The 14,864-nt window shown below is 75.6% G+C and carries 13 protein-coding genes; 5 read left to right on the top strand and 8 right to left on the bottom strand.

All coding sequences use genetic code 11. The annotated features are described in order from the left end of the window. Positions 1-4: 4 nt before the first annotated feature. The 6 genes from E4623_RS20735 to E4623_RS20710 all read right to left on the bottom strand — a co-directional run bounded on the left by E4623_RS20735 (position 5) and on the right by E4623_RS20710 (position 9,531). Positions 5-805 (bottom strand): DNA-formamidopyrimidine glycosylase family protein, encoded by an 801-nt coding sequence (locus E4623_RS20735; RefSeq protein ID WP_134768468.1) that lies wholly within the window; start codon positions 803-805, stop codon positions 5-7. Then, the gene (locus E4623_RS20730; protein WP_134768467.1) at positions 792-5,360 is read right to left on the bottom strand and encodes an ATP-dependent helicase; all 4,569 of its coding nucleotides are present in this window, start codon (positions 5,358-5,360) and stop codon (positions 792-794) included. Before E4623_RS20730 ends, E4623_RS20735 begins: the two co-directional genes overlap by 14 nt. Before the next feature lie 67 nt (positions 5,361-5,427). Continuing rightward, positions 5,428-6,780 (bottom strand): hypothetical protein, encoded by a 1,353-nt coding sequence (locus tag E4623_RS20725; protein WP_134768466.1) that lies wholly within the window; start codon positions 6,778-6,780, stop codon positions 5,428-5,430. A gap of 80 nt (positions 6,781-6,860) precedes the next feature. Beyond that, the gene (locus E4623_RS20720; protein WP_134768465.1) at positions 6,861-7,622 is read right to left on the bottom strand and encodes an NUDIX domain-containing protein; all 762 of its coding nucleotides are present in this window, start codon (positions 7,620-7,622) and stop codon (positions 6,861-6,863) included. Further along, entirely contained in the window at positions 7,619-8,188 is a 570-nt protein-coding gene (locus tag E4623_RS20715; RefSeq protein ID WP_134768464.1) for an isochorismatase family protein, read from the bottom strand. The genes E4623_RS20720 and E4623_RS20715 overlap by 4 nt, the downstream gene beginning before the upstream one ends. Next, on the bottom strand, positions 8,185-9,531 hold the full coding sequence (locus E4623_RS20710; RefSeq protein ID WP_134768463.1) for a nicotinate phosphoribosyltransferase: 1,347 nt from the start codon (positions 9,529-9,531) through the stop codon (positions 8,185-8,187). The genes E4623_RS20715 and E4623_RS20710 overlap by 4 nt, the downstream gene beginning before the upstream one ends. Before the next feature lie 67 nt (positions 9,532-9,598). On the opposite strand from E4623_RS20710, the gene E4623_RS20705 reads away from it, so the two are divergent. Both E4623_RS20705 and E4623_RS20700 read left to right on the top strand, forming a co-directional pair. Beyond that, a complete protein-coding gene (locus E4623_RS20705) occupies positions 9,599-11,308 on the top strand; it encodes an N-6 DNA methylase (RefSeq protein ID WP_167736781.1) in 1,710 nt (569 codons plus the stop codon). Between the two features lie 104 nt (positions 11,309-11,412). Further along, positions 11,413-11,868 carry an HNH endonuclease gene (locus E4623_RS20700; protein WP_134768461.1) on the top strand — a complete coding sequence of 152 codons (456 nt, stop codon included), beginning with the start codon at positions 11,413-11,415 and terminating at the stop codon, positions 11,866-11,868. Positions 11,869-11,963: 95 nt separating this feature from the next. Here the strand turns inward: E4623_RS20700 and E4623_RS20695 are convergent, their stop codons facing one another. Then, positions 11,964-12,488: an ATP-dependent endonuclease gene (locus E4623_RS20695; protein ID WP_134768460.1), complete on the bottom strand. Its 525-nt coding sequence runs from the start codon at positions 12,486-12,488 to the stop codon at positions 11,964-11,966. A 105-nt stretch (positions 12,489-12,593) separates the two neighbouring features. Beyond that, positions 12,594-13,097, bottom strand: coding sequence for a GNAT family N-acetyltransferase (locus E4623_RS20690; RefSeq protein WP_134768459.1), 504 nt, complete (start codon positions 13,095-13,097; stop codon positions 12,594-12,596). 70 nt (positions 13,098-13,167) lie between these two features. Between E4623_RS20690 and E4623_RS20685 the strand changes: the two genes are divergently transcribed. The 3 genes from E4623_RS20685 to E4623_RS20675 are packed head-to-tail and all read left to right on the top strand — an operon-like array spanning position 13,168 to position 14,718. After that, on the top strand, positions 13,168-13,698 hold the full coding sequence (locus tag E4623_RS20685; protein ID WP_134768458.1) for a DinB family protein: 531 nt from the start codon (positions 13,168-13,170) through the stop codon (positions 13,696-13,698). A gap of 31 nt (positions 13,699-13,729) precedes the next feature. Beyond that, positions 13,730-13,924, top strand: a complete 195-nt coding sequence (locus E4623_RS20680; RefSeq protein ID WP_134768457.1) for a DUF3046 domain-containing protein — start codon at positions 13,730-13,732, stop codon at positions 13,922-13,924. Beyond that, entirely contained in the window at positions 13,921-14,718 is a 798-nt protein-coding gene (locus E4623_RS20675; RefSeq protein WP_134768456.1) for an S-methyl-5'-thioadenosine phosphorylase, read from the top strand. Before E4623_RS20680 ends, E4623_RS20675 begins: the two co-directional genes overlap by 4 nt. The last annotated feature ends 146 nt before the right edge of the window (positions 14,719-14,864 follow it).

Genomic DNA, 14,864 nt, shown 5'->3' with positions numbered 1-14,864 from the left:
CGGCTCAGCCCGGCTCGGGCTGGCAGCGCGGGCACCAGTACGCCGCCCGCTCCCGCCCGGCGGGGCCGGTCATGGCGACCGCGACCGGGGTGCCGCACCGGCGGCACGGCGAGCGGTCGCGCCGGTAGACCCACATGCGCTCGCGCTCGCGCAGGTTGCCGGTGGTCGACTGCACCGCGCGCTCCTTGTTGAGCTCGAGCATCTGGCGGCCGCGACGCACCAGCCGCGGCAGGGCGGCGACCTCGGCGACCGGGGTGCGCGGGTGCACGCCCGAGACGAAGCAGAGCTCGGCCATGTACATGTTGCCGATCCCGGCGAGGTTGCGCTGGTCGAGCAGGGCCTCGCCGAGCGGTCGGTCGGGCTCGGCGTGGAGCCGGGCGAGGGCGACGTCCTCGTCCCAGTCGGGGCCGAGCAGGTCGGGCCCGAGGTGGCCGACGACGGAGCCCTCGTCGGCCGTCGCGATCAGCTCGACGATGCCGAGCGAGAACCCCACCGCGTGTGCCCCGTCGACGCCCAGGACGACGCGCGCCTGGTGGGCCGGTCGCTTCCAGCGCTCCCCGTCGCGGTGCACCCGCCAGGCACCCTCCATCTTGAGGTGCGTGTGCAGCGTCCAGGCGGCACCGCCGACGTCGGTGATCCGGGTGAGCAGGTGCTTGCCGCGCGAGACGGTGGCCTCGACGGTGCCGCCGGCGAGGTCGACGGTCGCGTGCTGGGGGACCCGGAAGTCGGTGCGGGTCAGCACCCGCCCGGACAGGGCCCGGTCGAGCAGCCGGGCCGCCCGGTAGACGGTGTCACCCTCGGGCACTGCGCAACCTCAGCCCCTGCGGGGTGGCCACGAAGCCGGCGTCGTCGAGCGCCGAGCGCAACGGGGTGGCGCCGCCGCCCAGCACCGCGGCCCCGTCGGCCTTCTCCACCGTCAGCCGGCCGAGCGCCCCGCGACGGACCGTGTCGGCGAGGGCCGCCGCCGCCGGGCCGAGCAGGTCGGGCTCCTCGGACCAGGTGAGCAGGGTGCGGCCGCCGCGCTCGACGTAGAGGACGAGGACGCCGTCGACCAGCACCACGATCGCGCCGGCCTTGCGCCCGGGCCGGTGGCCCGACTCGGACGCCGGCCACGGCAGCGCGGCGCCGTAGGGGTTGGCGGGGTCGGTGGCCGCCATCGCGACGGACGTCGGCCCCTTGCCCCCGTCGACGCCCTGGGTGTCGGGTGCGTCGGTGAAGGTGCGCAACCGGTCGATCGCGCCCGCCGTGCCGAACTGGGCTGCGCCGAGGCCGTCGACGAAGTAGCCGCGCCGGCAGCGGCCGGAGTCCTCGAAGGCCGAGAGCACCTTGTAGACGGCTGCGAACCCGCCCGGCACCCGCTCGCTGACGACCGCTCCCCGGATCACCACGCCGTGCCGCTCGAGCAGCCGCTCGGCGGTGGCCTTGGCCCGGCGGGTGGGGTCGGTGTCGAGCTCGGGCAGCAGCGCCCAGCGGCCGGCGGTCTCGGGCGGGCCGGTGCGGTTGACCCGGCCGGGTCGCGGCGGCGGTCGGCGGGTGCGGTGGGTGGTGCGGCCCCCGCCGGTCAGGGCGCGCAGCGGGGTGAGGGTGTCGTTGCTGACCCGGCCAGCCCACACGAGCTCCCACAGCGCGGCGCTGATGGCCTGGTCGGACGTCGTCGGCTTCTCGAGCGCGGACCGGACGGTGGCGGCGAGCTGGTGGAAGAACCAGGCGCCCCCGCCCTCGAGCGCGTGCAGGGTCGCCTCCTGGAGCTCGCCGGCCTCGAAGGCGGCGTGCTCGGGGAGGGTCAGGTGGGCCTGGTCGGCCAGGTGCAGGCTGACCCAGCCGTCGTTGCCCGGCAGGGTGCCGTGGCCGGCCCAGATGACCTCGCCGGAGGCGGTCAGCTCGTCGAGGTAGGACGGCTCGTAGTCGCGCACCCGGGAGGCGAGGATCAGTGCCTCGAGCCCGGACGCCGGCACGGGGCAGCCGGCCAGCTGGTCGATCGCACTGATCACCCCGTCGACGCCGCGCAGGCCCTTGGCGGTGGTGAGGTGCTGCCAGGCGCCGAGGAAGCGGGCGAGGGCGGCGGGCTCGACGGGCTCGACCTCCTGGCGCAGCCGGGCCAGCGAGCGGCGCCGCAGCCGGCGCAGGACCTCCGCGTCGCACCACTCGGTGCCCGTGCCCGACGGCCGGAACTCGCCGTCGAGCACCCGGCCCTGGGCGGCCAGCCGCTGCAGCGTGTGCCGGACGACGGCCGTGCCGAGCCCGAGCCGCTCGGCGACGTCGTCGGTGGTGAAGGGTCCGTGGGTGCGGGCGAACCGGGCGACGAGGTCGGCCAGCGGGTCGTCGACCGGCTCGGCGAACACGTCGGGGGTGCCGGGCGGCACCGGCACACCGAGCCCGTCGCGCAGCCGGCCGACGTCCTCGACGACGGCCCACCGGGCCACGCCGGACATCCGCACCTCGACGATCCGGCGGGTGTCGACCAGCGCGGCGGTCCACTCCGCGACGCCCGCGGGGCCGGCGTCGTCGACGCTGCGGGCGACGACCTCGTCGTTCGACTGCGGACCGAGCAGGCGGAGGAGGTCGACGAGCCCCTCGGCGTTGCGGGCGCGGCGGTCGGGCGCGAGTCGCTGCAGCTCGGCCTCGACCTCGGTGAGGACGTCGGGGTCGAGCAGCTCGCGCAGCTCGGCGCGACCGAGCAGCTCGGCGAGCAGGCCCTGGTCGAGCGACAGCGCGGCGGCCCGGCGCTCGGCGATGGGGGAGTCGCCCTCGTAGACGAACTGCGCGACGTAGCCGAACAGCAGGCTGCGGGCGTACGGCGAGGGGCTGGACGTCGCGATGTCGGTGACCTGCACCTCGCGGCGGTCGACGGCACGCATCAGCGCGATCAGGGCCGGCAGGTCGTAGACGTCCTGGAGGCACTCGCGCACCGCCTCGAGCACGATCGGGAACGACGGGTACTTCGAGGCGACCTCGAGCAGCGCCGCGGCGCGCTGGCGCTGCTGCCACAGCGGCGAGCGGCGTCCGGGGTCGCGGCGCGGGAGCAGCAGGGCGCGCGCGGCGCACTCGCGGAACCGGGCGGCGAACAGCGCGGAGCCACCGACCTCGGTGGTGACGACCTGCTCGATCTCCTCGGCGTCGAAGACGATCAGGTCGCCGGTGGGCGGCTCGGCGTCGGTGTCGGGGATCCGGATGACGATGCCGTCGTCGGAGGCCAGCGCCTGCCCGTCGACGCCGTAGCGCTCGCGCAGCCGGGCGTTGATGGCCAGCGCCCACGGCGCGTGCACGGGGACGCCGTAGGGGGAGTGCACGACGAGCCGCCAGTCGCCCAGCTCGTCGCGGAACCGCTCGACGAGCAGGGTGGTGTCGCTGGGCAGGACGCGGGTCGCCTCGAGCTGCTCGTGGAGGTAGTCGACGAGGTTGCCGGCGGCCCACTCGTCGAGGCCGGCGTCTCGCGCCCGCTGGTGGCCGGCGGCCCTCGGCATCGCGCCGAGCTCGCGGGTGAACTCGCCGATCGCGGCGCCGAGCTCGGCCGGCCGGCCGAGGGTGTCGCCCTTCCAGAACGGCAGCCGCCCGGGGATGCCGGGCGCCGGGGTGACGAGCACCCGGTCGTGGGTGATGTCCTCGATCCGCCAGCTGGTGGCGCCGAGGGCGAAGATGTCGCCGACGCGCGACTCGTAGACCATCTCCTCGTCGAGCTCGCCGACCCGCTTGCCTGGCCCCTGGCCGCCGACGAGGAACACCCCGAACAGCCCGCGGTCGGGGATCGTGCCGCCGCTGGTGACGGCGAGCCGCTGGGAGCCCGGCCGGCCGGTGAGGGTGTTGCCGACCCGGTCCCAGACGATGCGCGGGCGGAGCTCGGCGAACTCGTCGCTGGGGTAGCGGCCGGCGAGCAGGTCGAGCGTGGCGTCGTAGGCCGAGCGGGGCAGCTGGGTGAACGGTGCGCTGCGGCGCACCAGCGCGAAGAGCTCGTCGACGTCGACCGACTCCAGCGCGGTGGCCGCCACGACCTGCTGGGCCAGCACGTCGAGCGGGTTGGTGGGGATGCGCAGGGCCTCGATGCCGCCCGAGCGCATCCGTTGGACGGCGACGGCGGTCTGCGCGAGGTCGCCGCGGTGCTTGGGGTAGAGCACGCCGCGCGAGACCTCGCCGACCTGGTGGCCGGCGCGCCCGACGCGCTGGAGCGCGCTCGCGACCGACGGCGGCGACTCGATCTGGACGACGAGGTCGACCGCGCCCATGTCGATGCCGAGCTCGAGGCTGCTCGTCGCGACCACCGCCGGGAGCCGGCCGCGCTTGAGGTCGTCCTCGATGAGCGCGCGCTGCTCCTTGCTGACCGAGCCGTGGTGCGCCTTGGCGATCACGGTCTCCGCGCCCTTGGTCGCGCCGGACTGGGCCATCACCTCGGCGGGCTGGCGATCACCCTCGGGGAGCGCTCCCTCGGCCCGCGTCGTGGCGATCTCGTTGAGACGGGCGGTCAGCCGTTCGGCGAGCCGGCGGGAGTTGGCGAAGACGATGGTGGAGGTGTGCTTCTCGATCAGGTCGACGACGCTCTCCTCGACGTGCGGCCAGATGCTGCCGTGCCCACCGCCACCACCGTCAGCACCGCCGCCGGCGTCCTCGTCGAAGTCGCCGGGCTGGGTCATGTCCTCGACCGGGACGACGACCTTGAGGTCCCACTGCTTCTCGGCCGGCGGCGCGACGATCTCGACCGGCGCGCTGCCGCCGAGGAACCGGGCGACCTCCTCGAGCGGCCGCACCGTCGCGGACAACCCGATGCGCTGGACCGGGCGCTCCAGCATCGCGTCGAGCCGCTCGAGCGACAGGGCGAGGTGGGCGCCGCGCTTGCTGCCGGCGACCGCGTGCACCTCGTCGATGATGACGGTCTCGAGCCCGCGCAGCGACTCGCGCGCCTGGCTGGTGAGCATGAGGAACAGCGACTCGGGCGTGGTGATGAGGATGTCGGGCGGCGTGGTCGACAGCTTGCGCCGGTCGGCCGCGGCGGTGTCGCCCGAGCGGACGCCGACCGTCACCTCCGGCAACGGTGCGCCGAGTCGGTCGGCGGTGTGGCGGATGCCGGTGAGCGGTGCCCGCAGGTTGCGCTCGACGTCGACCCCGAGCGCCTTGAGCGGGCTGATGTAGAGCACCCGGGTGCGCTGCTTCTTCTCCTTCGGCGGCGGGCTGGTGAGGAGCCGGTCGATCGACCACAGGAACGCGCTGAGCGTCTTGCCCGACCCGGTCGGCGCGACCACCAGCGCGTGGCGGCCCTGCCCGATGGCCGCCCACGCCCCGGCCTGGGCCGGCGTGGGCTCGGCGAACGCCGCACCGAACCAGGTGCGGGTGGCCTCGCTGAACGCGGCGAGCGGGTCGACGTCGGGCATGGCGACAGTCTTCCTCAGACCACCGACACTCCCCATCGCCCGAGGGGGTCGCCCGCGCGGCCGGGTCTCAGCGCTCGCAGGTGGTCCTCACCTCGGCGACGCACCGGTCGCGGCCGGCCCGCCCCCGGGTCCGGTCGCGGCCCGGTCCGCCGAGGAGGACGTCGTCGGTGGTGGTGCCGACGAGGTCGTCGGCGCCGCGTCCGCCCTCGCCCCGGAACCCGAGCGAGGGGTCGTAGCAGGTCCGGCCCGCCGGCCCGCGGCCGGAGATCGAGATCCAGACGCCCTCGATCGTGTCGGCGCCACCGCCTCCGCGCACGGTCCCGCACACCGCCTGCAGGACGTTCGGGCGGCGGTCGCCGACCAGGAGGCCGCCGTACTGGGCGTCGAGGGAGGCGCCCTCGAACCGCGCGAGCCGGGTGGTCGGCGTCGCGGTGCCCGCACCGACGCGGCTGAGCACGCCGCGGGCCAGGTCGACCAGCGGGCGCTGGCGCCGGTAGGGGTGGGCGGCCGCGACCAGGTGGTCGGTGCCGGCGCCGGCGTCGACCCGGCCGCGGTGGATGCCGGCGTTGTCGAGCTCGAGCCGGTCGTCGCCGCCGCCGAGCGCGATGTCGACCGAGCGGGCGCCCCCGACGGTGACCCGGTCGGCACCCGGCGTGCCGATCACCTCGGCGCGAGCGCTTCCCCTCCGCGGACCGAACCGGACCTCGTGCGCGTCGAAGCCGCCCCAGTCTCCGGCGAGCTCCACGCCGTCGACCTCGAGGGTGCTGGTGCGGAGGTCGAGACGCACCCGGGAGGTGGACAGGGCGACGAGCTGGAGACGGTCGTGGTCGCCCGCGCCGGGCCGGATGGTCGTCCGGTCGGGGATCTCGGCGAGCAGCGGCTCGAGGCTGACCTGGTCGCTGCTGCTGCCGAGGTCGACGTCGGTCGCCGGGAGGACGCCGCCGCCGTCGAAGCGGGAGCCGTCGTGGTGGACCTGGTCGGGGCCGGCCGCCGTCCGGACCCGGTCGAGCTCGGTCGCACCGGTGGGGGAGCGCGCGATCCGCACGTGGTCGCGCCCGTTACCGCCGAGCACGAGGTCGCTCCCGGCGCCGGGATACAGGTACGTCTCGGCCCGGTGGGCCAGGACGACCAGGACGTCGTCGCCGTCGTCGCCGCTGACGGTGACGGTCTGGAAGCGCGGCCCGGTGACGCAGACCAGGTCGTCGCCGGCGAACCCGGTGACCGAGCTGCTCCCGGCGGACACGATGACGTCGTCCCCGGCGGTGCCCTCCAGGGCGACGTCGTCGCCGCCGACGATCGTGGCGGGCCGGCCCTGGCAGGTCGGGGGGTCCGCCGGTGCAGCCCCGGCCGGGGTCGGCGGGGCGGCCACCGCCGCGACGGCCAGGGCGAGCGGGACGAGCAACGAGACGGTACGACGCACGTGGACTCCCAGAGTGACGGGGCGGGGTGGTCCCAGGAGGCTGTCACCGGGCGGGTGCGGGCAAACCCGCCCGGCGCCGTTCACCCCAGCGCGGGCCGGAGCATCGGCGGCTGGACCTCGGTGGCGGTGCCGCGCCGGTAGAGCAGCGCCGGGCGTCCGCCGGCACCGCCCGGGCTGCCGGGGCGCGGGTCGTCGGTGGCGACGACGAAGCCGTCGGTGCCGAGCACCTTGCGGCGGAAGTTGCCGAGGTCGGGCGGGGTGCCCCAGACGGCGGTGTAGACCCGGCGCAGCTCGGGGAGGGTGAACGGCTCGGCGACGAAGTCGAGCGCGAGCGTCGTGTACTCGAGCTTGGCGCGGATCCGCTCGCGGGCGTCGGTGAGGATCTCGGCGTGGTCGAAGGCCAGGACGGGCGCGTCCGGGCCGGCCTGGTCCGCCTGGCCGGGCAGGACGTCGTCGACGGCCCACCAGCGCGCGCCGGCGGCGTCCGAGCCGGCCGAGGGCTCCGGCAGGTCGGGCGCGAAGGCGACGTGGGCGACCGACACGACGCGCATGCGGGGGTCGCGGTCGGGGGCGGAGTAGGTGCGCAGCTGCTCGAGGTGGCCCTCGAACCGGTCGACCCCGGTCTCCTCCCGCAGCTCGCGCCAGGCGGCCGTCTCGGCGTCCTCGTCGGGCTCGACGAAGCCGCCCGGCAGGGCCCACGAGCCGGCGTACGGCTCGGCGCCGCGCTCGACGAGGAGCACCGCGAGGGCGCCGTCGCGGATGGTGAAGACCGCGAGGTCGACGGTGACGGCGAACGGGGGGTGCTCGGAGGTGTAGGTGCGCCGGTTCTCGGGGGTGCTCATGCCGTGGCCCCCGCGTCGGTCATCTCGCGCAGCGCGGTCGCGCTCGAGCCGGGCGCGACCCCGGCGTGCATGCCGGGGAGCAGGTGCACGGCCAGGCCGTGCCGGCGGGCGTCGAGCACCGTGGCACGCACGCAGTAGTCGGTGGCGATCCCGACGACGTCGACCTCGGTCACACCGAGCTGGTCGAGCAGGTCGGGCAGCGGGACGCCGTCGGTCGTGACGCCCTCGAAGGCGCTGTAGGCGGCCTCGCCCATGCCCTTGCGGACGTGGTGGGTGATCGCGTCGGTGACCAGCTCGGGGGCGTAGTCGCTGCCCTCGGTGGTCGACACGCAGTGGACCGGCCAGGTGTGCACGTAGTCGGGGTCGGTGCCCGGTTCGGCGAAGTGGCCGTCGTTGGTGCCGTGGGCGTCGTGCCAGTCGCGCGAGGCGACGACGGCGGCGTAGTCGCCCGCGTGGGCGGCGAGGTGCGCGGTGATCGCGGTCGCGACGGCCCGGCCGCCGTCGACGGCGAGCGAGCCGCCCTCGACGAAGTCGTTCTGCACGTCGACGACGATGAGTGCCTTCATGACGTTGCTCCTTCGGCTGGTGCGGGGCTGGTGGCCTCGCTGGTGACGGTGAGGTAGGGGGCGCCCCCGGAGACGCTGCGCGCCTCGGCGGGCAGGGTGGCGAGCGCGGCGGCGCAGTGGGCGCGCACCGTCTCGAGGTCGGGGGAGTGCACGGTGCGGCCGGCCCGGACGGCGGCCACCTGCACCGGCGTCGCGTCGGCGGGAGCCGCCTCGTCGGTCACGAACCACTCGCCGGTCAGGACGCCGTCGTCGTGGCTGCGGTAGGCCGTCTTGCGACCTCCGACCGAGACCTTGTCGTGCGACTTCTTCGCCACCGGCCGCAGCGGCCCGTCGGGTGAGTCGGCGACCGCGACGAGCTTGTAGACCATGCTGGCGGTCGGGTGGCCGGAGCCGGTCGCGACGCGGGTGCCGACGCCGTACCCGTCGATGGGGGCGTCGGCGAGCGCGGTGATGACGTACTCGTCGATGTCGCTGGTCGCGGTGATCCGGGTGCCGGTGGCGCCCAGCTCGTCGAGCAGCCTGCGGGCCGCGGTCGCCTCGTCGGCGAGGTCGCCCGAGTCGATGCGGACGGCGCCGAGGCCGGTGCCGGCGACCTCGACCGCGTTGCGGATGCCCTGCGCGGTGTCGTAGGTGTCGACGAGCAGCGTGGTGCCGACGCCCTGCGCGGCGACCTGGCTGCGGAACGCCTCTACCTCGGAGGTGTGGGCCAGCGTGAACGCGTGGGCCGCCGTGCCGACGGTCGGGACGCCGTGGCGTCGTCCGGCGGCGAGGTTGCTGGTGGAGGCGAACCCGGCGACGTAGGCGACCCGGGCGACGGCGACCGCGGCCTCCTCGTGGGTGCGCCGGCTGCCCATCTCGACCAGCGGCCGGCCCCCGGCCGCGACCGCCATCCGGGCGGCGGCGCTGGCGATCGCGCTGTCGTGGTTGAGCACGCTGAGCACGAGCGTCTCGAGCAGCACGCCCTCGCCGAGCGTGCACCGGACGCTGAACACCGGGCTGCCGGGAAAGTACAGGTCGCCCTCGGGGTAGGCGTCGATGTCACCGCTGAACCGGAAGTCCCGCAGGTAGTCGGCGGTCGCCTCGTTGATGACGCCGTCGCCGAGCAGCCACGCGATCTCGTCGGCGCCGAAGGTGAACCGCTCGATCATCGGCAGCAGCCGGCCGAGGCCGCCGAGGACGCCGTAGCGCCGCCCCTCGGGGAGCCGGCGGGCGAACGCCTCGAACACCGCGGGGTGGTCGGCGCTGCCGTCGGTGACGAACGAGGTGAGCATGGTCAGCTCGTAGCGGTCGGTCAGCAGTCCCGGGGAGACCGTCAGGTCCGGTGTGTCGGGTGGGAGGGTCATCTGCGCTCCTGGCTTGTAGTCATTTTGACTATAACACGGTCGGCACGGCCCACCTAGAGTGCGCGTCGTGACAGTGTCGACCGTGGGGGGCCTGTGCGAAGCGGTGCTGACCGTCGAGGCCGCGCTCGGCTCCCGGACCGCCGCCTGGGACGCCGTCCTCGCGACCGTCGCCGCCGCCCACGGGCTGGGCGGTGCCCCGCCCGGCCTCGCGGACGACGTCCTGGCGCCCTGGCGCGACCCGGCGGCCGCCGAGGAGCTGGGCGTCGTGCACGAGGCGCTGCTCGACGACCGCGGCCGCTCGGGCTCGTTCTACACGCCCGCGCCCCTCGTCGACTGGCTCCTCGACCGGGCGCTCGACCGGGCGCTCGACCGGGCGCTCGACCGGGCGCTCGACCGGGCCCCGGACGGGCCGGCGCCCCGGGTGCTCGACCCGGCCTGCGGCACCGGCAACGTGCTGCTCGCGGCCCTGCACCGGCTGGGGCCGGGCGCTATCGACCGGGTCCACGGCACCGACCTCGACCCCGTGGCGGTCGCCATCGCCCGGCTGCGGCTCCGCCTCGCGGTCCCGGACGTCGAGCCGGCGGTCCTCGAGCGCACCGTCCGGGTCGCTGACGGCCTCGGCGAGCACCCGGCGGCGCCGTACGACGCGGTGGTCGGCAACCCGCCGTTCCTCGGCCAGTTGCGCAGCCGCACGGCCGGGCGGACCTCGGCCGGGCTCAGCGGTGCGGCCGGGCTGGGGGCCTACACCGACACCAGCGCGGCGTTCCTCCACCACTCGCTGGGCCTGGTGCGCCCCGGGGGCGTGGTCGCGCTGGTGCAGCCGCTGTCGGTGCTCGCCGCGCGCGACGCGGGGCGGGTGCGCGCCGCCGTCCGCGAGCGGGGTGCGGTGACGGCGTTCTGGACGTCGACGACCCCGGTCTTCGCCGGGACGCCGGTGCGCACCTGCGCGCCGGTCGTCACGGTCGCGGCGCAGCAGGGGCCCGTGCCGACCTGGACCGGCCCGGACGCCGTGCCCGGCCCGGACGTCGTCCTGCCCGAGGGGGAGTGGGGCGCCCTCGCGGCCCCGGCGCTCGGCGTCCCGCCCGTGCGGCCGCGGAGCGCGGGCGTGCTCGGCGACCTCGGCTCGTGCCACGGCGACTTCCGTGACCAGTACTACGGCCTGGTGCCCTTCGTCCGCGACGGCGGCGCCGGGTCGCCGCTGGTCACCTCGGGCCTCATCGACCCCGCCCGCTGCCGGTGGGGCGAGGCGCCGACCCGCTTCGCGAAGCGGTCGTTCGGCGCCCCGACCGTCGACCTCGACGCCCTGCACGCCGACGGCACGCTCTCGGCGTGGGTCGCACGCCGGCTGGTGCCGAAGGTCCTGGTCGCCACCCAGGGACGGGTGATCGAGGCGGTGGTCGACCGCGACGGCACCTGGCTGCCGTCGGTGCCGGTGCTGTCGCTCTCGCCGCCGGTCGACCGGCTGTGGCACGCCCTCGCGGTGCTGCTGGCCCCGCCGGTCGTCGCGCTCGCCGCCGCCCGGTACGCCGGCACCGCCCTGTCGGTGACCTCGATCAAGCTCAGCGCCGGCCAGGTCGCCGACCTCCCGCTGCCCGCCGACACCGCCGCCTGGGACGACGCCGCCCGGCTCGCCCGCCTCGCGCAGGACGCCGCCGACGACGTCCGGCACGCCGCCCTGCTGGCCGTGGCCGAGCGGATGTGCGAGGCCTACGACGACCACCGGGCGCTGGTGTGGTGGACCGGCCGCCTCGAGGGCCGGGTGCGTCGCCCGCGCTGAGTGCTGAGCGTCCCGGGGAGTTCACGCCTCGACAACGCGTCGTTCATCCGCGCCGAACCTCGTCGTCGCAGATTAGGATCGACCCAGAAGGGGGTGCGGCGCCCATGACCACGTTGACGGGGACGGTGCTGCTCTACAACGCCTCCTTCGAGCCGCTCGGCCGGGTCAGCTTTAAGCACGCGGTCAAGATGCTGGTCCGCGAGGTCGCCGTCGTCCACGAGGCGCACCCCGAGCGGATGATCGGTCCCTACCAGTGGCCGCGCGCGCTGCGGCTGGTCCGCTACGTCGCCACCAAGTGGCTCTACCGGCCCGCCGGCTACACGCGCCACGGCGTCCTGGCCCGCGACCGGCACCGTTGCGCCTACTGCAACGGCCGTGCCGACACCATCGACCACCTGCTCCCGCGCTCGCGCGGCGGCACCTGGACCTGGCTCAACACCGTCGCCGCCTGCGGCTCGTGCAACGAGCGCAAGGGCAACCGCACCCCCGCCGAGGCCGGCATGCGGCTGCGGCTCGACCCCTGGCACCCGACCCGCGCCCAGGTCGCGGCCTGGAGCTGACGGGGCGCGGTGGGTCTCGACTCGGCTCGCTGACGCTCGCCGGCTCGACCACCGGAGCGGGCGAGTTCTCCGGTGGTCGAGCCGCGGGGACGGAGTCACCGCGAGTCGAGACCCTCGCCGTGCGACAGCAGGTCGCGCAGCGGCGGCGGGACGGCGTCCAGCGGCACCGCCTCGGCGAGCAGGGTGGCGTAGGTGAGCTTGTGCCCGCTGCGGGCGCCCAGCCAGCGCCGCAGCCGCTGGTGGTCGGTCCGGTCGCGCTGGGCGGGCTGCTGGGCCATCCGGTCGTACGCCGTCCGCTCGCCCTGGGCGGCGACGATCTCCAGCATCGTGGGGACGCCGACGGCGCGGATCAGCTCGTCCTCGAGGTCGGCGTCGCACACGAAGCGCCGCACGCCACCCGGCGGGCCGGTCTGCGCGAGCACGCGCTCGACGTGAGCGGTCTCAGCGGCGTCGTGCAGGAGCAGCGTCCCGTCCGGTCCGGGCGGCCGGTCGCGCAGGTGGGCGCGCAGGTTGGTGATGCCGTGCAGGACGACGACATCGAGCGGCCCGACCCCGAGCCGTCGCGCGAGCACCTCGACCGCGGCGCGGTCGCTCGCGCCCTCGACCAGGACCACCCTCACGCGCCCACCACGCCGTCGCCGACCTGGACGGTCCGTCCGAGACCGGTCACGGTCTCCTGCGATCCCGACGACACCTGGCTGCCCTCCACGACGACGAGCCGGGCCTCAGCGGTGCACCCGCGCGAAGAGCGCGGTGTCGACCCACCGGCCGAGCTTGTGCCCGACCTCCGGGAGCAGGCCGACCCGCTCGAACCCGCACGCGCGGTGCAGGGCCTCGCTCGCCGGGTTCGGCACCGCCACGACCGCGAGGACGGTGTGGATCCCGTCGGCGACGAGCCGGTCGAGCAGGACGTCGTAGAGGGCGCGGCCGACGCCGCGGCCGCGCGCCTGCTCGGCGAGGTAGACCGACGTCTCGCGGGTGCGGTCGTAGGCGGGGCGGGGACGGTAGGTCGACGAGTACGCGTAGCCGGCGACCTCGCCGTCGAGGGTCGCGACGAGCAGGTGGTCGCCGGTGCGGCCAGGGGCCAGGCGCTGCTCCCAGTACGACAACGGCGCCGGCTCGAGGTCGAACGTCGACAGGGCGGTGCGCACCTGGACGTCGTAGATCGCCTTGATGCTCGGGAGGTCGGCGGTCGTGGCGTCGCGGACGTCGACGGCGAGGGAGGACATGGCCGAATCCTGACGGACTCTGGCGGGAGGTCGAGCGCGGGGGAGCCGCGCCGCTGCCAGACTTCGGACCATGCCCGACGCCCCAGCACCGATCGTCCCCGACGCCAAGGACTGGACCTGGGTGCTCGACACCCCGTGCCCCGAGTGCGGCTTCGTGGCCGCCGACGTCGACGTCGCCCGGGTCGGCGACGCGATCCGCGCCGATGCCGCGACGTGGGCCGTCGTCCTCGACGGGCCGGACCCGTCGGCCCGCCCGCGGCCGGACGTGTGGTCGGTCACCGAGTACGCCTGCCACGTGCGCGACGTCCACCGGCTGTTCGCGGAGCGGGTGCGCAGCATGCTCGACCAGGACGGTCCGCACTTCGCCGGCTGGGACCAGGACGCCACCGCCGTCGAGAGCCGCTACGACCAGGCCGACCCCGCCGTCGTCCGGTCCGAGCTGCTCGCCGCCGCGGACGCCGTCGCCGCGCTGTACGACGGCGTGCCGGCCGCGGCCCTCGACCGGACCGGCTTCCGCAGCGACGGCAGCGCCTTCACCGTCGACTCGATCGCGCGCTACCACCTGCACGACGTCGTCCACCACTCGTGGGACGTGCGCTGAGCCCACCGGTCGCCGCGTACCGTGGGTCCGCGTGAGGCACACCGAGTTCTGGGCGCGCATGTCCGACGCCCTCGGAGACGTCTACCACCGCACCTGGGCCGACCAGGTCGTGCTCGCCGACCTCGACCGGCGCACCGCCCAGGAGGCGCTGGACGCCGGCGTCCCGCCGAAGCAGGTGTGGGCCGCGGTCTGGCGGGCCCTCGAGCTGCCGGCCACGAAGCGATGACGGGCGCACGCGCGGACGTCGCCGTGATCGGCGGCTCCGGCTTCTACTCCTTCCTCGACGACCCGGTCGAGCACGTCGTCACCACGCCGTACGGCGACCCGTCGGGCCCGGTCTCGGTGGGTGAGGTGGCCGGCCGTCGGGTGGCGTTCCTGCCGCGGCACGGGCCGCACCACGAGCACCCGCCGCACGCCATCCCCTACCGCGCCAACCTCTGGGCGCTGCGCTCGCTCGGCGTCCGCCAGATCCTCGCCCCGTGCGCGGTCGGCGGGCTCGGCACCGACGTCGCGCCGGGCGACGTCGTCGTCCCCGACCAGCTGGTCGACCGGACCTTCCGCCGGGTCGGCTCGTACGTCGAGCGCGGCGCCGTGCACCTGCCCTTCGCCGACCCGTACTGCGCCGGCGTCTCGGCGGCGCTCGCCACGGCGGCCCCGGACGTGCGGGCCGGCGCCACGATGGTCGTCGTCGAGGGTCCCCGGTTCTCCACGCGCGCCGAGTCCCGGCACTACGCCGACCAGGGCTGGAGCCTGATCAACATGACCGGCGCACCCGAGGCGGCGCTGGCCCGCGAGATGCGCCTGTGCTACGCCTCGATCGCCCTGGTCACCGACATGGACGCCGGTGCCGAGAGCGGAGGAGGGGTCGGGCAGGAGGAGGTCTTCGCCCGCTTCCGGGAGAACCTCGCGCGGCTGACCGGCCTGCTCTCGACCGCGATCGCGCAGCTGCCCGACCCGACCGGCTGCTCGTGCTCGAGCTGGGCCGACGACGTCGCGCTCACCTACGACGTCCCGGGCTGAGCCGCCGCCGTCCCCGCGACACGACACGCCGCGACGCATCGCGACACGCTGGAGGCGCGTGCCGAACACCTGTTCGAACCTGCGCTAGGTTTTCTCCACAGGCACGACGCGGAGCGAGGTTCTCCACAGGCACGGCAGCGCTGACC

It is taken from the genome of Nocardioides sp. 1609 (genome assembly GCF_004522105.1).
GTDB lineage: Bacteria > Actinomycetota > Actinomycetes > Propionibacteriales > Nocardioidaceae > Nocardioides.
The sequence above is the reverse complement of the archived record's forward strand: the minus strand, read 5'-3'. Positions and strand labels throughout refer to the sequence as shown.